Genomic DNA, 20,351 nt, shown 5'->3' with positions numbered 1-20,351 from the left:
GCGCTTTGCTTCCTGTGGCTCGCGGTAGTTCTGGCGGCGGCCGCGGTCGCAGGCATGGCTGCTGCAGCGGCGGAGGGCCCGGCCGAACTGCACAGCGGCACTGTCGTCGCCACGGTCGACGGCGTTGAGCACACATCGCCCGTCGAGCTTTCCTACCACTGGGACCGCCAGCACGGAGGGCGTCCCGGCTTCGCGAGCTTCGACCTGCCGTTCACCCTCGAAGCCGAGCCCAAGACGCCGTGGGGCATCTTCATTCCCCGCGCCGGCAACGTCCTCGAGGTGCGGCTGAACGACGCGTTGCTGCAGGTCTACGGCGACCTGGGCCGCGGCAACGGGCCCGACTACGCCAAAGCTCCCATCTACGTGCCGATACCGGGGCACCTGCTGAAGGCGGGCGACAACCGCCTGCAGATCCGCATTCGCGCCGACAGCGCCCGGCGCGCCGGACTGTCGCGCGTGACGGTCGGGCCGGCCACGCCGGTGCGCACCGACCTTTTCGAAAGCGCCTATGGCTGGCGCTTTACCGGCTCGGTGCTCTTGACCGCCTTCAGCCTCATCGTCGGCGGCATTGCACTCGCGCTGTGGCTCACGCAGGTCGATGCGGATGCCGTCGGATGGCAACGGCGGGACGGCATCTATTTCTGGGCGGCGCTCGCCGAGTTCTGCTGGGCGATACGGGTGGCCGACGCCGTGATTGCCGAACCGCCGCTCTCCTGGGGGCCTTGGGGCGTGCTCATGGCCGCCTGCTATGCGGGCTGGGCGGCGTCGGCCATGATGTTCTGCTATCACCTCGCGGGCTGGGGCAACAACCCTCGCACGCGCTGGTTGCGGTGGCTGATGGCCGGCGTGGTCGCCGGAACGATCGGCGCGAGTTCGGTGGCGCTGTCCCGTGAAGAGCCGTATTGGCTCACCGGCTGGCTCGCACTGGAAATTGGAGTCGTTGCGCTGTTCGTCTGCGCTTTTGCCATCGCCACGGTGCGGCGGCCGAACGTGGAGCGCCTGCTGGTGGCGGCCGCCGCACTGGTGACGCTGGGCTTCGGCGTCCGCGACTGGCTCGTGATCCGCCTGAGCGACGCCTACGGCGAAACCACCTGGGTGCGTTATTCCTCGGTGTTCTTCGGCATTGCGCTGCTGCTGATCGTGCTCAGGCGCTTCCATGCCGCCAGTGTCGAGGCGCGCGGTTCGGTCGCGGCCCTGGCCGCGCGGGTGGCGCAGCGCGAGCGCGAACTCGCCTCGACCTTCGCCGCGCTGGAGCAGGTGGCGCGCGACCAGGCACGCACCCACGAGCGCGAGCGCGTCCTGCGCGACATGCACGATGGCGTGGGTTCGCACATCAGCTCGGCCATCCGGCAATTGCAGTCGGGCCAGGCCAGCTCCGAGGAGTTGCTGCGGACCCTGCGCGACTCGCTCGACCAGCTCAAGCTGTCGATCGACTCCATTCATTTGCCGCCGGGCGACGTCGGCGCCTTGCTGGCGGCGCTTCGCTACCGGCTGGAACCGCGCCTCGCGGCGGCGGGCGTGGAACTCGAATGGGCGGTGGACGAACTGGCGCCGGTGAAGCAGCTCGACGCACAGGCCATGCGGCAACTGCAGTTTCTGCTGTTCGAGGCCATTTCCAACGTGCTGCAGCATGCCCAGGCAAAGACGCTGCGGATCGAGGCCGAGATGGTGGCCGGGACGGTGCAGCTGCGCGTGATCGACGACGGCCGCGGCTTCGACGCATCGCAGGTGCCCAGGGCGCTGACGGAGCGCGCGGGGGCTGTCGGCGCCCGGCTGGCGGTGGAAAGCCGACCGGGGCGCACGGTCGTTCAGCTCGTGTTCGGCTGAGATGCCTTGCGGGGCGCGGATAATCCGCCCCCATGTCCGCCGTGTTCAATCAGCCCTCCCTGGCGCGCCGCGTCGCGCCCGTCTTCCAGGGCTTCGACGGCTTTTTGGCCTTTGCCGTGCTGTTGCTGGCCTTTGCCGGGTTGCTGACGATGTATTCGTCGGGCTACGACCACGGCTCGCGTTTTGCCGATCATGGCCGCAACATGCTGCTGGCGGGCTTCATCATGTTCGTGGTGGCCCAGGTGCCGCCGCAGCGGCTGATGATGTTCGCGGTGCCGCTCTATGCCATGGGGGTGGCGCTGCTGATCGGGGTTGCGCTCTTCGGCATCACGAAGAAGGGCGCTACCCGCTGGATCAACGTCGGCGTGGTGATCCAGCCCAGCGAAATTCTCAAGATCGCGATGCCGCTGATGCTGGCGTGGTGGTTCCAGCGCCGGGAAGGGCAGCTGCGCCCGCTCGATTTCGTGGTGGCCACGGTGCTGCTGGCCATTCCGGTCGGGCTCATCATGAAGCAGCCTGACCTGGGTACTTCGCTGCTGGTGCTCGCCGCCGGCATGGCGGTGATCTTTTTCGCCGGGCTGCCGTGGAAGCTGATCGTTCCGCCGGTCGTGATCGGCGCGATAGCGGTCACGCTGATCGTGGGCTTCGAGTCCCGGCTGTGCGCCGACGGTGTCGACTGGCGGGTATTGCACGACTACCAGAAGCAGCGCGTTTGCACGCTGCTCGACCCGAGCAAGGACCCGCTCGGCAAAGGCTTCCACATCATCCAGGGAATGATCGCCATTGGTTCGGGCGGCGTCGGCGGCAAGGGATTCATGCAGGGCACGCAGACGCACCTCGAATTCATTCCCGAGCGCACCACCGACTTCATCTTCGCCGCCTATTCCGAGGAATTCGGCCTGGTGGGCAACCTTTCGCTGATCGCCGCCTTCATTCTTCTGATCTTCCGCGGGCTGGCCATTGCGACCAGTGCCTCGACCCTGTTCTCGCGGTTGCTGGCAGGCGCGGTGACGATGATTTTCTTCACCTACGCCTTCGTCAACATGGGCATGGTGAGCGGCATCCTGCCCGTGGTCGGCGTGCCGCTGCCGTTCATCAGCTACGGCGGCACTGCCATGGTCACGCTGGGGTTGGGGCTCGGTATCCTGATGTCGATCGCCCGGGCGAGAAAACTCGCCCAGAACTAACCCGCAGCCCGCGCGGGGAACACCGTGGAACCGGCTTCGCCGGGGCACTGGTGTTGCCCTTGGCGGGGAGAAGGCGAAGTGACACGACGTGCGCGCACCCTGGGGGTGAGCCCTAGAATCCGCTTCATGATCTCTCGCGAACCCACCATCGAGCGCCTGGCCACGGCGCAACAGCTCCTTCTCACGCCGTTCGGGCTCGACGAATCGCACCTGAGCAAGGCCCTGGCCGAGATCACCGCGCACCGGGTGGACGATGCCGATCTGTACTTCCAATACACGCGCAGCGAGGGCTGGAGCCTGGAAGAGGGCATCGTGAAGACCGGCAGCTTCAGCATCGACCAGGGTGTCGGCGTGCGCGCGGTCAGCGGCGAGAAAACCGCGTTTGCCTACTCGGACGACATTTCCGAGGCGTCGCTGCTCGATGCGGCCCGCACGGTCCGCTCCATTTCTTCGGCGGGCCGCACTGCGCGCGTGAAGACCCCGGCCCGCAAGATCGCTTCGAGCCGTTCGCTTTACAACGGCGTCGACCCCATTTCCACGCTCGACAGCACGGCGAAGGTCAAGCTGCTCGAACGGGTCGAAAAACTCGCGCGTTCGCGCGATCCGCGCGTGGCGCAGGTCATGGCGGGCCTGGCGAGCGAGTACGACGTGGTGCTGGTGGCGCGGGCCGACGGCACGCTGGCGGCCGACGTGCGCCCGCTGGTGCGCCTTTCGGTGACGGTGATTGCCGAGCAGAACGGCCGGCGCGAAGTCGGCTCCGGCGGCGGCGGCGGGCGCTTCGGCCTGGCCTACTTCAACGACACGCAAATTGCCGAATATGTCGACCAGGCCGTGAAAGCTGCGCTGACCAACCTCGATGCGCGCCCGGCACCGGCCGGCGAAATGACCGTGGTGCTCGGCTCCGGCTGGCCCGGCATCCTGCTGCACGAGGCCATCGGCCACGGGCTCGAAGGCGATTTCAACCGCAAGGGCTCGAGCGCGTTCTCGGGCCGCATCGGCCAGCGCGTCGCGGCCAAGGGCGTGACCGTGCTCGACGACGGCACCATTGCCGACCGCCGCGGTTCGCTCAATGTGGACGACGAAGGCAACGCGAGCCAGCGCAACGTGCTCATCGAAGACGGCATCCTCAAAGGCTACATCCAGGATTCGCTCAACGCGCGCCTCATGAAGGTCAAGCCCACGGGCAACGGCCGGCGCGAGAGCTATGCCCACGTGCCGATGCCGCGCATGACCAACACCTACATGCTCGGCGGCGACAAGGACCCCAAGGAAATCGTCGCGAGCATCAAGAAGGGCCTCTACGCCACCAACTTCGGCGGCGGGCAGGTCGACATCACCAGCGGCAAGTTCGTGTTCTCCGCCAGCGAGGCCTACTGGGTCGAGAACGGCAAGATCCAGTACCCGGTGAAGGGCGCGACCATCGTGGGCAACGGCCCCGACGCGCTCACCCGCGTGACCATGATCGGCAACGACATGGCGCTCGATTCGGGTGTGGGCACCTGCGGCAAGGAAGGCCAGAGCGTCCCCGTGGGCGTCGGCCAGCCGACCTTGCGCATCGATGGTTTGACCGTAGGCGGTACGGCCTGAGAGCTTGCTAAGCTCCGCTCCTTCAACAAAAAGGAGAATTCGATGGGGATCAGGATCAATTCGTCTGCGGCTCTGTGGGCCGCGACTGCTGTGGTGGCGTTGGCAACGGCAGGTTGCGCATCTCGCGGCGGCTCGGGCGACAACAGCCAGTCCGCGGCGTCGGCACCACCTGCCGCCGGCGCGCCCGCTGCCGCGGCACGCGGCGGCTCGAAGGCCGGCATGGACGCCAAGGGCAATGTCGTCGATTCCTCCAAGGTCGAGGCCGGCAGCGGCCGCACCGTCAAGGGCCTGAACGGCTACGAAGGCGAAATCACGGGCGTTCCCGCGCGCAACAGCAGGTTCTCGCGGTTGCAGATCGGCATGAGCGCCAGGCAAGTCACCGACCTTGCCGGCCAGCCGACCGACCAGGGCGCCTACGTCACGGGCAAGGCCTTCATTCCGTTCTATTTCGGCAGCGACCGCCATCGCTACGAGATGACCTACAAGGGCCAGGGACGGCTGGTTTTCGCGGGCGGCGGCATGGGCGACTACTCCAGTGGCAACCTGATCTGGATCATTCACAACCCCAACGAGTCCGGCTACCGCTGAGCCGTTCGGAGCCGGGCCCTTTGCCTGGCTTTTTGTTTTCCGTGCTACATTTCGCCCACATGTCCGCCCTCCGCGCTTATTTCTTTGCCTACTTTTGGTTCCCGGTTTCCGGCGGACGAGAGGCGAGCGCGTAAAGCAAACGAACACCCTCCCAAAACCGCCGGCGCCTCCAGCCCCGGCGGTTTTTTTATGCCCTGACGATTTCACTCCAACAAGGAAAAGCACCATGAGCACGAACACTGCCCCCACCAGCGACAGCTGGTATGCGAGCGTCGAAAAAACCAGCAAGACCGACGACGAACGCATCAAGGACATCAACGTGCTGCCCCCTCCCGAACATCTGATCCGCTTCTTTCCGATTCGCGGCACGCCGGTCGAAACGCTGATCGAGGGCACCCGCCGCAACATCCACAACATCATGGCGGGCAAGGATGACCGGCTGCTGGTGATCATGGGGCCGTGCTCGATCCACGACCCGGCCGCGGCGCTGGACTACGCCCGCCGCCTGAAAGTGGAGCGCGAAAAGTACGCCGGCACGCTCGAGATCGTGATGCGCGTGTACTTCGAGAAGCCGCGCACCACGGTCGGCTGGAAGGGCCTCATCAACGACCCGTACCTCGACGAGAGCTACCGCATCGACGAAGGCCTGCGCATTGCGCGCCAGCTGCTGATCGACATCAACCGCATCGGCTTGCCGGCGGGCAGCGAGTTCCTCGACGTGATCTCGCCGCAGTACATCGGCGACCTGATCGCCTGGGGCGCCATCGGCGCGCGCACCACCGAGAGCCAGGTGCACCGCGAACTGGCCTCGGGTCTCTCGGCGCCCATCGGCTTCAAGAACGGCACCGACGGCAACATCCGCATCGCCACCGACGCCATCCAGGCGGCGGCCCGCGGCCACCACTTTCTCTCGGTGCACAAGAACGGCCAGGTCGCGATCGTGCAGACCAACGGCAACCGCGACTGCCACGTGATCCTGCGCGGCGGCAAGGCGCCGAACTACGACGCCGCGAGCGTCGAAGCCGCCTGCAAGGACCTCGAGGCCGCCAAGCTGCCGCCCACGCTGATGGTCGACTGCAGCCACGCCAACAGTTCCAAGCAGCACCAGAAACAGATCGACGTGGCCAAGGACATCGCCAATCAGATCGCCGCGGGGTCGAACCGCGTGTTCGGCGTGATGGTCGAGAGCCATCTGCAGTCCGGCGCCCAGAAGTTCACGCCGGGCAAGGACCAGCTCTCGGGTCTCGAATACGGCAAGAGCATCACCGACGCCTGCATCGGCTGGGACGATTCGGTGCAGGTGCTCGACGCGCTCTCGCAGGCAGTCAAGCAGCGCCGCGGTTGAACCGGGGTTGGACCGGGGTCAAAGCATCCCGGCCAGCTCAGGCCAATGGTGCCGCATCGCCGTAGCCTCGTCGCTGTCGGGCGGCACCAGGGAAAAGTCGGCGAAGTCGAAACCCGGGCCGACCATGCAGGCGACCAGCGTGTAGTCGCCGCTTGTGTGGCCCTGGATCGGCCGGGCGGCCTGCCACTGGCCGGCCGGCACCACGTGCTGGGGCCGCGTGCCGTGCGCATCGACCGGGCCGAGCCGCACATGGGCCGGCGCGGTGCGCAGGGCGGCATCGCAGGTCCAGAGCGCCAGTGGCACGCCCTCGAGATGCACCCAGACTTCGTCGGACAGCACCCGGTGCCAGCGCGAATGCTGGCCGGCTTCGAGCAAAAAGTAGATGCTGGTGAGCGCGCTGCGCGGCGCGCGGCCGTCGGTGGGAACAACGCTCGCCGCCGAGCGGAACACTTCGCTGTACCAGCCGCCCTCGGGGTGAGGCTGCAGCTTCAGGCTCTCGATCAGTTCTCGGGCGCGCATGGCGGTCATGGTGCCGCCGCGCTGCGGAGTGCCGCGAGCAGTTTGTCGTGCACGCCGCCGAAGCCGCCGTTGCTCATGCAGACGATGTGATCGCCGGGCCGGGCCGCGGCGACGATCTGCGCCACCAGCGGCTCAACGGCGCCGGCCACCTGCGCGCGGCCGCCCATGGGGGCCAAGGCCGCGGCGGCATCCCAGTCGAGCCCGGCGGTGTGGCAGAACGACAGGTCGGCCGCTTCCAGGCTCCATGGCAGCTGCGCCGCCATGACGCCCAGCTTCATCGTGTTGCTGCGCGGCTCGAAGGCGGCAAGGATGCGCTCACTCTGCTTGCCGGCGGCATCGAGCTTCTTGCGCAGGCCGTCGAGCGTGGTGCGGATGGCCGTGGGGTGGTGGGCGAAATCGTCGTAGACGGTGACCGTGCCGCCCTGGCGCTCGACCGTGCCGCGCAATTCCATCCGGCGGCGCACGTTCCTGAAGCTGCCGAGTGCGCGGGCCGCGTCGGCCGGCGCCACGCCCACGTGCTCGGCGGCCGCGATGGCGGCCAGCGCGTTCATCTGGTTGTGCAGGCCCGAGAGTTCCCACTCGACCCGGCCGACCGCCTCGCCCTGGCGCAGCACGTCGAAGGCATCATGCGTGCCGCGGGCCTGCCATTCACTCTTTTGTCCGCCCGCGCCGAAGCGCGCGAGTTCGCTCCAGCAGCCCTGCGCCAGCACGCGCTGCAGGCTTTCTTCGGTGGCGTTTACCACCAGCCGGCCGGTGCTTGGCACGGTGCGCACAAGGTGGTGGAACTGCCGCTCGATGGCAGCCAGGTCGTCGAAGATGTCCGCGTGGTCGAATTCCAGGTTGTTGAGGATCGCGGTGCGCGGGCGGTAGTGCACGAACTTGCTGCGCTTGTCGAAGAAGGCCGTGTCGTATTCGTCGGCCTCGATGACGAAGGGCGCCGAGCCGCCGCCGGGCCGCCCCAAGGCGGCGAACGCCCCCTCGGGGGGGAGCGAACCACGCAGCGGGGGGAGCGTGGGGGCCACATATCCGAGCCGCGCCGACACGCCGAAGTCGAGCGGCACGCCGCCGACCAGGAAGCCCGGCGCCTTGCCGCCCTGCTCGAGCACCCAGGCCAGCATCGAGGTGGTGGTCGTCTTGCCGTGGGTCCCGGCCACCGCCATCACATGGCGGCCCAGCAGCACGTGCTCGGCCAGCCACTGCGGTCCGCTGGTGTAGGGCTTGCCGGCATCGAGGATGGCTTCCATCAACGGAAACTTGGGGCTGCCGTCGGGCAGCCGGGCCCGCGAAACCACGTTGCCGACCACGAACATGTCAGGCGAAAGTGCCAGCTGGTCGGCGCCGAAGCCTTCGATCAGATCGATGCCGAGCGACCGGAGCTGGTCGCTCATGGGCGGGTACACGCCGGCGTCGCAGCCGGTGACCCGGTGGCCTGCTTCGCGCGCCAGGGCGGCCACTCCGCCCATGAACGTGCCGCAGATGCCAAGAATATGAATGTGCATCGGGCGATTCTAGGGAGGCGGCCTGCAGTGCCCCGCCGCAGCCCTTGTGCGCCGTACTGATGTTTCGTGCGGGGGCGGCGTACTGCGGGCAAAATGTCCCGATGGACACGACCACCAAGCGTGAGATCGCCGCCACCGCCGCCCGCCTCGTGGTCGAGGAGGGGCTGGAGTACGGCCCGGCCAAGCGCCGGGCGGTGCGCGATCTTGGCCTGTCGTCGCGCACGGCGCTGCCGAACAACGACGAGGTCGAAGCGGAAGTGCGTGACTACATCGCGCTTTATTGCGCCGACACCCAGCCGCAGGAACTGCATGCCTTGCGGCTGCTCGCTCTCGAATGGATGGAGCGCATGGCGGCGTTTCGCCCGCACATCGGGGGCGCCGTCTGGCACGGCACGGCCACGCGGCTGTCAGACATTTATATTCAGTTGTTCTGCGATGATTCCAAGTCGGCCGAAATTGCCCTGATCGACCACCATGTGGACTACGAGCCGCGCATGGTCACCGGTTTTCACGGTGAGCAAGTCGAGGCCCTGAGCGTGCATGCCGCGAGCCGCGCGCTTGGCGAAGAGATCGGGGTGCACCTGCTGGTGTATGACCTCGACGATCTGCGCGGGGCGCTTCGGCCCGATGCCCAGGGACGCACACCGCGCGGTGACCTGGCCGCGCTGCGCCGGTTGATTGAAAGAGAAAAGGACAAGTGAATGATTTCTTCGCCCACACGGCGGCGCCTCCTGTATGGCGGCGTGGCAGTTGCGGCCGCTGCGGCGGGACTGGGCGGCGCATGGTGGCGTGAGCGCGGCAGCGGGACGAAGAGCGAGGTCCTGGATGCGGCCTTCTGGGATCAGCGCTTCGACCGTCCCGAGGGTGGTGAACTGGTGTTTTCCAGTTTGCGCGGCAAACCGCTGCTGCTGAATTTCTGGGCCACCTGGTGTCCGCCCTGCGTCGAAGAGATGCCGATGATTGACCGCTTTTTTCGTGAAAATGGCGGCAACGGCTGGCAAGTTGTGGGCTTGGCCATCGATCAGCCGAGTGCTGTGCGCAAGTTCCTGCAGAAAACCCCTGTTGCCTACGCCATCGGACTGGCCGGCCTGCAGGGAACGGAATTGGTCAAAAATCTCGGCAATACCACTGGCGGATTGCCTTTCACGCTCGTCCTGGACGGCGCTGGCACCGTGGCGGCTCGTAAAATGGGCAAGCTGGAACCTGCCGACCTCGACGCTTGGCGGCGTGAACTGGTTCACGGTTAGAATCAGATACACCTCGGCATTCGCCGCCAATCGCTAAAGATCAACGATTTTTAGCCAAGTTACATCCTAATGACCGGCAAAGTCGGCACTGGAGCCTCATGGATCTGCGCAAACTCAAGACACTGATCGATCTGGTGTCTGAATCCAATATTTCCGAACTGGAAATCACCGAAACCGAAGGCAAGGTTCGCATCGTCAAGGGCGGCGGCGCCGCCCCGGTGCAGTATGTGCAAACCTTGGCAGCCCCTCCCACGGCCGCCCCGGTCGCCGGTGCAGCCGCCGCACCGGCCGCCAGTGCTCCCGCGGTCGAAGCCGCACCGGCCGGCCACGCGGTCAAGTCGCCGATGGTCGGAACGTTCTACCGTTCGTCCAGCCCCGGCGCCGCCGCTTTCGTCGAAGTCGGCAGCAAGGTCAACGAGGGCGACACCATCTGCATCATCGAAGCGATGAAGATCCTCAACGAAATCGAAGCGGACAAGTCCGGCACGATCACCCAGATCCTCGGCGAAAACGGTCAGGCGGTCGAATACGGCCAGCCCCTGTTCATCATCGAGTGACCATGTCCAAGAAGATTCTGGTTGCGAACCGGGGGGCTCGCGCCTCGGCGCGGACGGGCGAAGGCCGTCGAATTGCCCTGGCACGCACAGCGTGCGGGCGATGCAGCCGCGGGGGCGCACATGTTTAAGAAGATACTGGTTGCCAATCGCGGCGAAATCGCCCTCCGGATTCAGCGCGCCTGCAGCGAGATGGGCATCAAGGCCGTGATGGTCTATTCCGAAGCCGATCGCGACGCCAAGTACGTCAAGCTGGCGCAGGAAGCGGTCTGCATCGGCCCGGCACCCTCGGCGCTGAGCTATCTCAACATGCCGGCGATCATTTCGGCCGCCGAAGTGACCGATGCCGAAGCCATCCACCCCGGCTACGGCTTCCTCAGCGAGAACGCCAACTTCGCCGAGCGCGTGGAGCAGAGCGGCTTCCAGTTCATCGGCCCGACGCCCGACAACATCCGCACGATGGGTGACAAGGTCTCGGCCAAGCAGGCCATGATCAAGGCCGGCGTGCCTTGCGTGCCCGGCTCCGAGGGTGAGCTCTCGGACGACGCCGCCACCAACAAGCGCATCGCCCGTGCCATCGGCTATCCGGTCATCATCAAGGCGGCGGGCGGCGGCGGTGGCCGCGGCATGCGCGTGGTGCACACCGAGGCGGCGCTGATCAACGCGATCCAGATGACCAAGGCGGAGGCTGGTGCGGCCTTCAGCAATCCGGCCGTGTACATGGAGAAGTTTCTCCAGAACCCGCGCCACATCGAGATCCAGATCCTCGCCGACAAGCACAAGAACGCTGTCTACCTGGGCGAGCGCGACTGCTCCATGCAGCGCCGCCACCAGAAGGTGATCGAGGAATCGCCGGCCCCCGGCATTCCGCGCAAGCTGATCGAGAAGATCGGCGAGCGTTGCGCCGCGGCCTGCAAGAAGATCGGCTACCGCGGCGCCGGCACCTTCGAGTTCCTCTACGAGAACGGCGAGTTCTATTTCATCGAAATGAACACGCGCGTGCAGGTGGAGCATCCGGTGACTGAGTTCACCACTGGCATCGACATCGTGAAGACGCAGATCACGGTAGCCGCCGGCGAGAAGTTGCCGTTCACGCAGCGCCAGATCGAGATGCGCGGCCATGCCATCGAGGTCCGCATCAATGCCGAGGACGCGTGGAAGTTCACGCCGTCGCCGGGCCGCATCACCATGTGGCACCCGCCGGGCGGCCCTGGGGTGCGTGTCGATTCGCACGCGTACACCAACTATTTCGTGCCGCCGAACTACGACTCGATGATCGGCAAGATCATTGTCTACGGCGACACGCGCGAGCAGGCCATGGCGCGCATGCGCACGGCGCTGAACGAAACCGTGATCGAAGGCATCCAGACCAACATTCCGCTGCACCGCGAGCTGATGGTCGACGCCAAGTTCATGAGCGGCGGCACCAACATCCACTATCTGGAAGAGTGGCTGGCGGCGCACAAGCGCTGAACGGCACCCGACGCCATGTTCGAACTTCGCCTGATGGCGCCGGAAGACCGGGTCGAAATGCTCGGCGATGCGCTCGACGCCCTCGATGCGCTGAGCGTGTCGGTGGAAGACGCCGACGCGCAGACCGATGCCGAGCAGGCGCTGTTCGGCGAGCCCGGCATGCCGCCGCCCAAGGAGGGCTGGCAGCGGTCGCGCGTGATTGCGCTGTTCGCCGACCAGGCCGTCGCGAAGGAGGCCGCCTCGGTGCTCGCGCTGCAGGATTTCTTCGAGGGCTGCGCGGTGCTCGGCACGGCGCCGGTGCCCGAGCAGGATTGGGTGCGGCTCACGCAGTCGCAGTTCGCCCCGGTCGAGATCACGCCCGAGTTCTGGATCGTGCCGACCTGGCATGAACCGCCCGAACAGGCAAAACAGGTCATCCGGCTGGACCCGGGGCTCGCCTTCGGCACCGGCACCCATCCCACCACGCGCATGTGCCTGCGTTGGATTGCGAAGCAGGGCGCATTCGGCGACCAGCGTGTTCTCGACTACGGCTGCGGTTCCGGCATTCTTGCGATCGGGACGGCGAAGTTCGGTGCGCGCGATATCGATGCCGTCGACATCGACGAGGCCGCCGTTTCGTCGACCCGCCTCAACGCCGAAGCGAATGGCGTGCAACTGAACGCCGGCCTGCCGGAAGCGGCCAAGGGCCGCTACGACACGGTGCTGGCCAACATCCTGGCGACGCCGCTCAAGGTGCTTGCGCCGCTGCTGCGCAACCACGTGGCGCCAGGCGGATCGCTGGTGCTCGCCGGCATCCTGGAGCGGCAGGCCGACGAGCTGAAGCAGGCCTACGCGCCGTACGCCGCACTTGAAGTCAGCGACACCGAGGACGGCTGGATCCTGATGACGGCGCGCTGCTGAAGACGCAGCCGCCTTTCACGCCTCTGCGTCCACTCGCGCGGCGAGGGCTCAACCCTACAATCGCCCGGTCATGAGCCTCGTCACGCGTTGCCCCGCCTGTGCCACCACCTTCAAGGTGGTGCGCGATCAGCTTCGCATCTCGGATGGCTGGGTGCGCTGCGGCCGCTGCAGCCATGTGTTCGACGCGACGCTCGATCTGCACGAGGCGCCGGACGGCGCTCCGGCCCCGACGGCCCCATCTTCGCCGGAGCATTCTGCAAAACCCGAGGCCGAGCCCGGGCCGCCCGAACAGCATCCGTCGCCGGCCAAGCAGGCCGCGCCAGAGTCGCCGAGTGCCGCTGAGGACGCGGACTTTTTCGACGATGAACCGGAGCATGACGAACCGCGGGATGCGACCGCCTCGGCATCGGTTCAAGAGATAGACGAACTCCTCGCGCCTGCGCCGCTTCCCGAGACCAGGCCTGCGCCGCCGCCGGCACCAAGCTCCGCAGCTGCCACCACGTCCGCGACGGCCTTCGTATTGCCGGCGCACGGCATCCTGGCCGACGAATTGTGGTCCGACTTCGAGGCGAACGAGCCCGAATGGCGGCCGCCGGTGAGTTCGCTGCCGCCGTTTCCGAACATCGACCTGAATCTTGCGGCCCCGCCTTCGCCGCCGCCACCACCGCCTCCCCCGTTGCCGGCCTTGCGCATCAAGGCACGGGAAATGGCGGCATCGGCCAGCGTCGAGGATGAAAAGCACGAGTCCACTCAAGACCGCGATCAGGTACAGATGCAGAAGGCACTGCGCCGGGCGCGCATCAAGTCGGCCAAGATCGCGAGCGCCAAGGCCCGCGACGAACGGGTCGCCGCAAAAGCTTCGGCCTCGATGGTCCGTGAGGCGAGTGAGCCGGAGCGCGGCTCGGGCCCGTCGCCGTTTCCCTCGCCCCTTCAGGAGGCGGAAGATTCGGACAGGGTTCCTTTTTCGGGCGATGGGAAAGCAAGCCCCGGCGACGGCGGTTTCTGGCAGCGCGGCCCCGTGCGATTCTGGCTCTGGCTTCTCGCCGTCTTGGCCGTCGTGCTCTTCGTCGCGCAGGTCTTGCACCACGAGCGCGACGGCATCGTGGCCCGGCAGCCGAACCTGCGTCCCGCATTCGCCGCGCTCTGCCGGCTCACCGGCTGCGAGCTCACGGCGTTGCGCCAGATCGGCGACGTCGTGATCGAGGGCGCGGCCTTCGCCCGTGAGAAGACCGGCAACAACGACTACCGGCTCAGCTTTACCTTGCGCAACGGCGCCACGGTTCCGCTCGCCATGCCGGCCGTCGAACTTTCCCTGCTCGACACGCAAGAACGCGCCGTGGTGCGCCGCGTGTTGATGGCCGCGGACTACGGTGCGCCCACCGTGCTTGCGGCGCGCTCCGATCAGGCCGCATCGCTGCCGCTGACATTGACCGCAACGGAAGCGGCCACGCTCCCGCCCATCGCCGGCTACCGCGTGGAAGCGTTCTATCCATAGGCCGCGCTCGCGCGCGTGCCTTGTTCATTCCCTTTTCATCTTCAACCAACGGCACACCATGGCAGCAGTGATTTGCGGTTCCCTCGCGTTCGACACCATCATGACCTTCGAGGGCCGGTTTGCCGACCAGATCCTTCCGGACCAGTTGCACATCCTCAATGTATCGTTCCTGGTGCCGGGTTTGCGGCGTGACTTCGGTGGCTGTGCCGGCAACATCGCCTACAGCCTCAACGCACTGGGCGGCACGGCATTGCCGATGGCCACGCTCGGAAGCGACGGCGCCGACTACCTGGAGCGCATGCGCTCGCTGGGCATCAGCACGGAGTTCGTGCGCCAGCTCGGCGACACCTTCACCGCCCAGGCGATGATCATGAACGACGTCGACAACAACCAGATCACGGCCTTCCATCCCGGTGCGATGCAGCAGGCGCACATCACCAAGGTGGCCGCGCGCGACGACATCAAGGTCGGCATCATCGCGCCCGATGGACGCGACGCGATGCTGCAGCATGCGGAGCAGTTCGCCGCCGCCGGCATTCCGTTCGTGTTCGATCCGGGCCAGGGACTGCCGATGTTCGACGGCGAGGCGCTCAAGCACTTCATCGACCTGGCGAGCTGGGTCGTGGTCAACGACTACGAAGGAAAGATGCTGTCGCAGCGTACCGGCTGGAGCCTTGCCGAGATATCGAAACGCGTGCGCGGCCTCGTCGTGACGCTGGCGGCCGACGGTTGCGAGGTCTGGACCGATGGCGAGCGCGAGCATGTGCCGGGCGTGACGCCGACCGAGGTGGTCGAGCCCACCGGTTGCGGCGACGCGTGGCGCGGCGCGCTGCTGTTCGGTCTCGAGAAGGAATGGCCGCTCGCGCAGTGCGCAGCACTGGGCAACCGCATCGGCGCGCTCAAGATTGCCCAGCGCGGACCGCAGAACTACCAGGTCGACAGGAAAGCACTCGGCCTTTGAGCCGGTTGTTGGCCTTCTTCATCAGGCGCCCATAAAAAAAGCCCGACACCGTGAGGTGCCGGGCTTTTTGCCGTCAAGGCCGCTGAGAAACTCAGGGCTTGCTGGCCGTCGGAAACGGCCAGGCTGCCTGCGGGTTCAGCGTCGTTTGCGCAGCAGGAGCAGGCGCTGCGGCAGGTGCTGCCTTGGCGGCCTTCTTCGCAGCAGGCTTCTTGGCAGCAGCGGCAGGCTTGGCAGCGGGCTTTTTCGCGGCTTTCTTGGCCGCAGCCTTTTTGGCAGGAGCCTTCTTGGCGGCAGCCTTCTTCGCAGGGGCCTTCTTGGCAGCGGCCTTCTTCGCCGGAGCCTTCTTCGCCGCCGCCTTCTTGGCAGGAGCCTTCTTCGCTGCGGCCTTCTTCGCCGGAGCCTTCTTGGCAGCGGCCTTCTTGGCCGGAGCTGCCTTCTTCGCGGCTACCTTCTTCGCAGGCGCCTTCTTGGCGGCTACCTTCTTGGCGGCGACCTTCTTGGCCGGAGCCTTCTTCGCAGCTACCTTCTTTGCCGGAGCCTTCTTAGCGGCCGCGACCTTCTTTGCCGGAGCCTTCTTTGCAGCGGCTTTCTTAGCCGGCGCTTTCTTTGCAGTTGCCATTTCTATTTCTCCTTGATCAAGTTGAAAAAATCAACCTATTGAAGCACTCCGCGCACGTTGGTAGCGCAAAGCGATTCATGGCGTTGGAATCTGTGCTCCAGCACCATGAACACCTGAGCCCTCATCCATGCCGCGCTCTTCGGCGCGATCGGTGGCAAGGGCAATTCTTGAATTCATTAATTCTTGTCGGAAAGATTCAATCCCAGGAGAGCGCGCCACCCGACTGGTACTCGATCACGCGGGTCTCGAAGAAATTGCGCTCTTTCTTCAGGTCAATCATTTCGCTCATCCAGGGGAACGGGTTTTCCTCGTTCGGGAAGAGCGTTTCGAGGCCGATCTGCTGTGCACGCCGGTTGGCAATGTAGCGCAGATAGCCCTTGAACATGGAGGCATTCATGCCGAGCACACCGCGCGGCATGGTGTCTTCGGCGTATTTGTACTCGAGTTCGACCGCCTTCATGAAGAGGGCCTTGATCTCCGCCTTGAACTCGTTGGTCCAGAGACCGGGGTTCTCGAGCTTGAGCTGGTTGATCAGGTCGATGCCGAAATTGCAGTGCATCGACTCGTCGCGCAGGATGTACTGGTACTGCTCGGCGGCGCCGGTCATCTTGTTCTGGCGGCCCAGCGCAAGGATTTGCGTGAAGCCGACGTAGAAGAAGAGGCCTTCCATCAGGCAGGCGAACACGATCAGCGACTTGAGCAGCGTCTGGTCGGTTTCGTGCGTGCCGGTCTTGAAGAGCGGGTCGCTGATGGCGTCGATGAACGGGATCAGGAACTGGTCCTTCTCGCGGATCGACGGCACTTCGTTGTAGGCGTTGAAGATCTCGCTCTCGTCCAGGCCGAGCGACTCGACGATGTACTGGTACGCGTGCGTGTGGATCGCTTCCTCGAAAGCCTGGCGCAGCAGGAACTGCCGGCATTCGGGCGCCGTGATGTGGCGGTAGGTGCCCAGCACGATGTTGTTGGCGGCCAGCGAGTCGGCGGTCACGAAGAAGCCGAGGTTGCGCTTGACGATGCGGCGCTCGTCTTCGGTCAGGCCGTTCGGGTCTTTCCACAACGCGATGTCGCGCGTCATGTTCACCTCTTGCGGCATCCAGTGGTTGGCGCAGGTGGCGAGGTATTTTTCCCAGGCCCACTTGTACTTGAACGGCACCAGCTGGTTGACGTCGGTCTGGCCGTTGATGATGCGCTTGTCGGATGCCTTGACGCGCTGCGCCGCGACGGGAGCCGTGGGTTGTGCAATCGACGAAGTCGGAGCGTCCACCGATCGGCCTGCGGGCAAGCCGCTGGTCGATGCGTGGTGTTGCTGCAATCCTTGTTGCATATCCTTTGGTAAGGAGGGCTTGACTTCTTCGTCCCAGGTCAACATAGAAAAATCCAATGCTCAATTATCGGAGCAACGATGTGAGTTGCAAAGTGCTCGTTCACGTCGCGCTCCATTTATGTGGTTGTTATGTTGCTCTCATGCATCGCGCGATGTCAGTCAATGCCGTGATCGACTGAGGGTTCGCGCGTTGTGCATGGACCTCGCTCGCTTCACTCACGCGTCATTGGCATGCTTCGCAGGTCGGATCGTCCACGCCGCAGAACGCGATGTCGGTGGCGGGAATCGCGTTCATCTGCGCCTTCGCCGCGGCAGCTGCTGCGTCGAGTGCGCTCATGCCCGAGGGTGCATCGCTGCCCGACGACACCGCGTTGAGGCGGCCCGATTGCACGGTGGATTTCTCGGCGTGCGTCGCGCTCTGCGTGCGCAGGTAGTAGGTGGTCTTCAGGCCGCGCAGCCATGCGAGCTTGTAGGTGTCGTCGAGCTTCTTGCCCGAAGCGCCGGCCATGTAGATGTTGAGCGACTGCGCCTGGTCGATCCACTTCTGGCGACGCGAGGCGGCTTCGACGAGCCATGTGGTTTCCACTTCGAACGCGGTGGCGTAGAGCGCCTTCACGTCTTGCGGCACGCGGTCGATCGGACGCAGCGAACCGTCGAAGTGCTTCAGGTCCATGACCATCACGTCGTCCCACAGGCCCAGGCGCTTCAGGTCACGCACCAGGTAGTGGTTGATCACGGTGAACTCGCCCGACAGGTTCGACTTGACCGAGAGGTTGCCGAAGCAGGGCTCGATGGAGGCGTCGACGCCGATGATGTTCGAGATGGTCGCGGTCGGTGCGATGGCCACGCAGTTGGAGTTGCGCATGCCGTCGGCCTTGATCTTCTGGCGCAGCGCGTCCCAGTCGAGCGTGGACGAGCGGTCGACCTCGACGTAGCCGCCGCGCGCCTTTTCGAGCAGGTCGAGCGTGTCGATCGGCAGGATGCCCTTGTCCCACAGCGAGCCCTTGTAGCTCGAGTACTTGCCGCGTTCCCTGGCCAGCTCGGTCGATGCCCAGTAGGCGTGGTAGCAGATGGCTTCCATCGATTCGTCGGCGAACTGAACGGCTTCCTGCGATGCGTAGGGAATGCGCAGTTCGTACAGCGCGTCCTGGAAGCCCATGAGGCCCAGGCCGACCGGACGGTGGCGCAGGTTCGAGTCGCGCGCCTTCTTCACGGCGTAGTAGTTGATGTCGATCACGTTGTCGAGCATGCGCATGGCCGTCGAAATCGTGCGCTTGAGCTTTTCCTGGTCGACCTTGCCGTCCTTCAGATGCTGCAGCAGGTTCACCGAACCCAGGTTGCAGACGGCGGTTTCGGTGTCGCTGGTGTTCAGCGTGATCTCGGTGCACAGGTTCGACGAGTGAACCACGCCGGCGTGCTGCTGCGGCGAGCGCACGTTGCAGGCGTCCTTGAAAGTGATCCACGGATGCCCGGTTTCGAACAGCATCGTGAGCATCTTGCGCCACAGGTCCGAGGCCTGGATGGTGCGGGCGGGCTTGATCTCGCCGCGCGCGGCCTTTTCTTCGTAGGCGGTGTAGGCCTTCTCGAAGTCGGCGCCGAACAGGTCGTGCAGGTCGGGCACGTTCGAAGGCGAGAACAGCGTCCAGGTGCCCTTTTCCATCACGCGGCGCATGAAGAGGTCGGGAATCCAGTTGGCCGTGTTCATGTCGTGCGTGCGGCGGCGGTCGTCGCCGGTGTTCTTGCGCAGCTCCAGGAACTCCTCGATGTCGAGGTGCCAGGTTTCAAGGTATGTGCAGACGGCGCCCTTGCGTTTGCCGCCCTGATTCACCGCCACGGCGGTGTCGTTCACCACCTTGAGGAACGGCACCACGCCCTGCGATTCGCCGTTGGTGCCCTTGATGTGGCTGCCGAGTGCGCGCACGCGGGTCCAGTCGTTGCCCAGGCCGCCCGCAAACTTGGAGAGCAGGGCGTTTTCCTTGATCGACTCGTAGATGCCGTCGAGGTCGTCGGGCACGGTGGTCAGGTAGCAGCTCGAGAGCTGCGAGCGCAGCGTCCCGGCGTTGAACAGCGTGGGCGTGCTCGACATGAAGTCGAACGACGACAGCACTTCGTAGAACTCGATGGCGCGGGCTTCGCGGTCGATCTCTCCGAGCGAGAGGCCCATGGCCACGCGCATGAAGAAGGCTTGCGGCAGTTCGATGCGCGACTTGCGCACGTGCAGGAAGTAGCGGTCGTACAGCGTTTGCAGGCCGAGATAGTCGAACTGGTTGTCGCGTTCTGCCTTGAGCGCGGCGCCCAGGCGGGGCAGGTCGTACTGCAGCAGCTTCTCGTCGAGCAGTTCGTTCTCGACGCCCTTCTTGATGAACTGCGGAAAGTAGTCGGCGTAGGCGGTGGCGCGCTCGGCGGGCATCACTTCGCGGCCGATGATCTCCTTGAAGATCGTGTGCAGCAGCAGGCGGGCGGTGGCAAAGGTGTAGTCGGGGTCTTTTTCGATCAGCGTGCGGGCGGCCAGGATCGAGGCCTTGTAGACCTCGTCGAGCGGCACGCCGTCGTACAGGTTGCGCATCGTCTCGGCGACGATCGGCGCGGCGGTGATGCTGTCGCCCAGGTTTTCGCAGGCGGATTCGATCAGGCCCTTGAGCTGGTTCAGGTCGAGCGCCACGCGTTCGCCGTTGTCCAGCACGTGCAGCAGCGGAGCCGCCGGCGTTTCCTGCGCGCCTTGCTTGGAACGCTCTTGCGTGCGGCGTTCGCGGTACAGCACGTAGGCGCGCGCAATTTCGTGGTGGCCGCCGCGCATCAGGCCGAGTTCGACCTGGTCCTGCACGTCTTCGATATGGAAGGTGCCGCCGCCCGGACGCGAGCGCACCATGGCGCGGATCACGCCTTGCGTGAGCACGTCGACCGTTTCGCGCACACTGGCCGAAGCCGCGCCCTGGGTGCCGTGCACCGCGAGGAAGGCTTTCATCATCGCGATGGCGATCTTGTTCGGTTCGAAGGGAACCACGGCGCCGTTGCGGCGGATGATCTGGTAGTGCGCGAGGTTCTGGCCGGCGGGTGAGCCGGCAGTGTCCCGCTGCTGCTGCGGCGTCGAGGGAACGGCGCGGGGGGTCGATGGGGTGTTCAGGGCTGTTTGCATTCGCTTCCTCTCGGTATGGCAATTCTTGTTGGGTGGCAACGCCTCGGCCGGGCGTTGCGCCGGTACTTGTTGACCGGACGGAAGACACTA

17 protein-coding genes are annotated in these 20,351 nt (G+C 65.6%); 12 read left to right on the top strand and 5 right to left on the bottom strand.

What is annotated here, in order from left to right:
- The first annotated feature begins 54 nt into the window (after positions 1 to 54).
- The 5 genes from QFZ42_RS20675 to QFZ42_RS20655 all read left to right on the top strand — a co-directional run bounded on the left by QFZ42_RS20675 (position 55) and on the right by QFZ42_RS20655 (position 6,534).
- Positions 55 to 1,827 (top strand): sensor histidine kinase, encoded by a 1,773-nt coding sequence (locus QFZ42_RS20675; protein WP_307702760.1) that lies wholly within the window; start codon positions 55 to 57, stop codon positions 1,825 to 1,827.
- 32 nt (positions 1,828 to 1,859) lie between these two features.
- On the top strand, positions 1,860 to 3,014 hold the full coding sequence (rodA, locus tag QFZ42_RS20670; RefSeq protein WP_307702759.1) for a rod shape-determining protein RodA: 1,155 nt from the start codon (positions 1,860 to 1,862) through the stop codon (positions 3,012 to 3,014).
- 126 nt (positions 3,015 to 3,140) lie between these two features.
- A complete protein-coding gene (gene tldD, locus QFZ42_RS20665; protein WP_307702758.1) occupies positions 3,141 to 4,601 on the top strand; it encodes a metalloprotease TldD in 1,461 nt (486 codons plus the stop codon).
- Between the two features lie 42 nt (positions 4,602 to 4,643).
- Positions 4,644 to 5,189 carry a hypothetical protein gene (locus tag QFZ42_RS20660; protein WP_307702757.1) on the top strand — a complete coding sequence of 182 codons (546 nt, stop codon included), beginning with the start codon at positions 4,644 to 4,646 and terminating at the stop codon, positions 5,187 to 5,189.
- A 226-nt stretch (positions 5,190 to 5,415) separates the two neighbouring features.
- The gene (locus QFZ42_RS20655) at positions 5,416 to 6,534 is read left to right on the top strand and encodes a 3-deoxy-7-phosphoheptulonate synthase (RefSeq protein WP_307702756.1); all 1,119 of its coding nucleotides are present in this window, start codon (positions 5,416 to 5,418) and stop codon (positions 6,532 to 6,534) included.
- 18 nt (positions 6,535 to 6,552) lie between these two features.
- Here QFZ42_RS20655 and QFZ42_RS20650 read toward each other — a convergent pair whose 3' ends face one another.
- Together QFZ42_RS20650 and mpl are read right to left on the bottom strand one after the other, a co-directional pair.
- Positions 6,553 to 7,062 (bottom strand): cupin domain-containing protein, encoded by a 510-nt coding sequence (locus QFZ42_RS20650; protein WP_307702755.1) that lies wholly within the window; start codon positions 7,060 to 7,062, stop codon positions 6,553 to 6,555.
- Positions 7,059 to 8,552 (bottom strand): UDP-N-acetylmuramate:L-alanyl-gamma-D-glutamyl-meso-diaminopimelate ligase, encoded by a 1,494-nt coding sequence (gene mpl, locus QFZ42_RS20645; protein WP_307702754.1) that lies wholly within the window; start codon positions 8,550 to 8,552, stop codon positions 7,059 to 7,061. The genes QFZ42_RS20650 and mpl overlap by 4 nt, the downstream gene beginning before the upstream one ends.
- A 101-nt stretch (positions 8,553 to 8,653) precedes the next feature.
- On the opposite strand from mpl, the gene QFZ42_RS20640 reads away from it, so the two are divergent.
- From QFZ42_RS20640 to QFZ42_RS20610, 7 genes are all read left to right on the top strand, one after another.
- Entirely contained in the window at positions 8,654 to 9,253 is a 600-nt protein-coding gene (locus QFZ42_RS20640; protein WP_157612065.1) for a hypothetical protein, read from the top strand.
- Positions 9,254 to 9,799 (top strand): TlpA family protein disulfide reductase, encoded by a 546-nt coding sequence (locus QFZ42_RS20635; protein WP_307702753.1) that lies wholly within the window; start codon positions 9,254 to 9,256, stop codon positions 9,797 to 9,799.
- Between the two features lie 98 nt (positions 9,800 to 9,897).
- Complete coding sequence (accB, locus tag QFZ42_RS20630; RefSeq protein WP_307702752.1) at positions 9,898 to 10,356, top strand: acetyl-CoA carboxylase biotin carboxyl carrier protein; 459 nt, start codon at positions 9,898 to 9,900, stop codon at positions 10,354 to 10,356.
- Between the two features lie 120 nt (positions 10,357 to 10,476).
- Positions 10,477 to 11,826, top strand: coding sequence for an acetyl-CoA carboxylase biotin carboxylase subunit (gene accC / locus QFZ42_RS20625; RefSeq protein ID WP_307702751.1), 1,350 nt, complete (start codon positions 10,477 to 10,479; stop codon positions 11,824 to 11,826).
- A gap of 15 nt (positions 11,827 to 11,841) precedes the next feature.
- Positions 11,842 to 12,726, top strand: coding sequence for a 50S ribosomal protein L11 methyltransferase (gene prmA / locus QFZ42_RS20620; RefSeq protein WP_307702750.1), 885 nt, complete (start codon positions 11,842 to 11,844; stop codon positions 12,724 to 12,726).
- 70 nt (positions 12,727 to 12,796) lie between these two features.
- Positions 12,797 to 14,221 carry a zinc-ribbon and DUF3426 domain-containing protein gene (locus tag QFZ42_RS20615; RefSeq protein ID WP_307702749.1) on the top strand — a complete coding sequence of 475 codons (1,425 nt, stop codon included), beginning with the start codon at positions 12,797 to 12,799 and terminating at the stop codon, positions 14,219 to 14,221.
- A gap of 58 nt (positions 14,222 to 14,279) precedes the next feature.
- On the top strand, positions 14,280 to 15,182 hold the full coding sequence (locus QFZ42_RS20610; RefSeq protein ID WP_307702748.1) for a carbohydrate kinase family protein: 903 nt from the start codon (positions 14,280 to 14,282) through the stop codon (positions 15,180 to 15,182).
- A gap of 91 nt (positions 15,183 to 15,273) precedes the next feature.
- On the opposite strand, the gene QFZ42_RS20605 is transcribed toward QFZ42_RS20610, so the two are convergent.
- The 3 genes from QFZ42_RS20605 to QFZ42_RS20595 form a co-directional block, all read right to left on the bottom strand.
- A complete protein-coding gene (locus QFZ42_RS20605) occupies positions 15,274 to 15,801 on the bottom strand; it encodes a histone H1-like DNA-binding protein (RefSeq protein WP_055801757.1) in 528 nt (175 codons plus the stop codon).
- Positions 15,802 to 15,997: 196 nt separating this feature from the next.
- Positions 15,998 to 17,170 carry a ribonucleotide-diphosphate reductase subunit beta gene (locus tag QFZ42_RS20600; protein WP_307702747.1) on the bottom strand — a complete coding sequence of 391 codons (1,173 nt, stop codon included), beginning with the start codon at positions 17,168 to 17,170 and terminating at the stop codon, positions 15,998 to 16,000.
- A gap of 178 nt (positions 17,171 to 17,348) precedes the next feature.
- Positions 17,349 to 20,261 (bottom strand): ribonucleoside-diphosphate reductase subunit alpha, encoded by a 2,913-nt coding sequence (locus QFZ42_RS20595; RefSeq protein ID WP_307702746.1) that lies wholly within the window; start codon positions 20,259 to 20,261, stop codon positions 17,349 to 17,351.
- Positions 20,262 to 20,351: the final 90 nt, after the last annotated feature.

It is taken from the genome of Variovorax paradoxus (assembly GCF_030815855.1).
Taxonomy (GTDB): Bacteria; Pseudomonadota; Gammaproteobacteria; order Burkholderiales; family Burkholderiaceae_C; genus Variovorax; species Variovorax paradoxus_M.
This window is presented reverse-complemented; position numbering and strand designations above follow the sequence as displayed.

Coding starts and splice junctions, on each gene's coding strand:
- QFZ42_RS20675 (WP_307702760.1), top strand. CDS start 55: ATGGCTGCTGCAGCGGCGGAGGGCCCGGCCGAACTGCACAGCGGCACT.
- rodA (WP_307702759.1), top strand. CDS start 1,860: ATGTCCGCCGTGTTCAATCAGCCCTCCCTGGCGCGCCGCGTCGCGCCC.
- tldD (WP_307702758.1), top strand. CDS start 3,141: ATGATCTCTCGCGAACCCACCATCGAGCGCCTGGCCACGGCGCAACAG.
- QFZ42_RS20660 (WP_307702757.1), top strand. CDS start 4,644: ATGGGGATCAGGATCAATTCGTCTGCGGCTCTGTGGGCCGCGACTGCT.
- QFZ42_RS20655 (WP_307702756.1), top strand. CDS start 5,416: ATGAGCACGAACACTGCCCCCACCAGCGACAGCTGGTATGCGAGCGTC.
- QFZ42_RS20650 (WP_307702755.1), bottom strand. CDS start 7,062: ATGACCGCCATGCGCGCCCGAGAACTGATCGAGAGCCTGAAGCTGCAG.
- mpl (WP_307702754.1), bottom strand. CDS start 8,552: ATGCACATTCATATTCTTGGCATCTGCGGCACGTTCATGGGCGGAGTG.
- QFZ42_RS20640 (WP_157612065.1), top strand. CDS start 8,654: ATGGACACGACCACCAAGCGTGAGATCGCCGCCACCGCCGCCCGCCTC.
- QFZ42_RS20635 (WP_307702753.1), top strand. CDS start 9,254: ATGATTTCTTCGCCCACACGGCGGCGCCTCCTGTATGGCGGCGTGGCA.
- accB (WP_307702752.1), top strand. CDS start 9,898: ATGGATCTGCGCAAACTCAAGACACTGATCGATCTGGTGTCTGAATCC.
- accC (WP_307702751.1), top strand. CDS start 10,477: ATGTTTAAGAAGATACTGGTTGCCAATCGCGGCGAAATCGCCCTCCGG.
- prmA (WP_307702750.1), top strand. CDS start 11,842: ATGTTCGAACTTCGCCTGATGGCGCCGGAAGACCGGGTCGAAATGCTC.
- QFZ42_RS20615 (WP_307702749.1), top strand. CDS start 12,797: ATGAGCCTCGTCACGCGTTGCCCCGCCTGTGCCACCACCTTCAAGGTG.
- QFZ42_RS20610 (WP_307702748.1), top strand. CDS start 14,280: ATGGCAGCAGTGATTTGCGGTTCCCTCGCGTTCGACACCATCATGACC.
- QFZ42_RS20605 (WP_055801757.1), bottom strand. CDS start 15,801: ATGGCAACTGCAAAGAAAGCGCCGGCTAAGAAAGCCGCTGCAAAGAAG.
- QFZ42_RS20600 (WP_307702747.1), bottom strand. CDS start 17,170: ATGTTGACCTGGGACGAAGAAGTCAAGCCCTCCTTACCAAAGGATATG.
- QFZ42_RS20595 (WP_307702746.1), bottom strand. CDS start 20,261: ATGCAAACAGCCCTGAACACCCCATCGACCCCCCGCGCCGTTCCCTCG.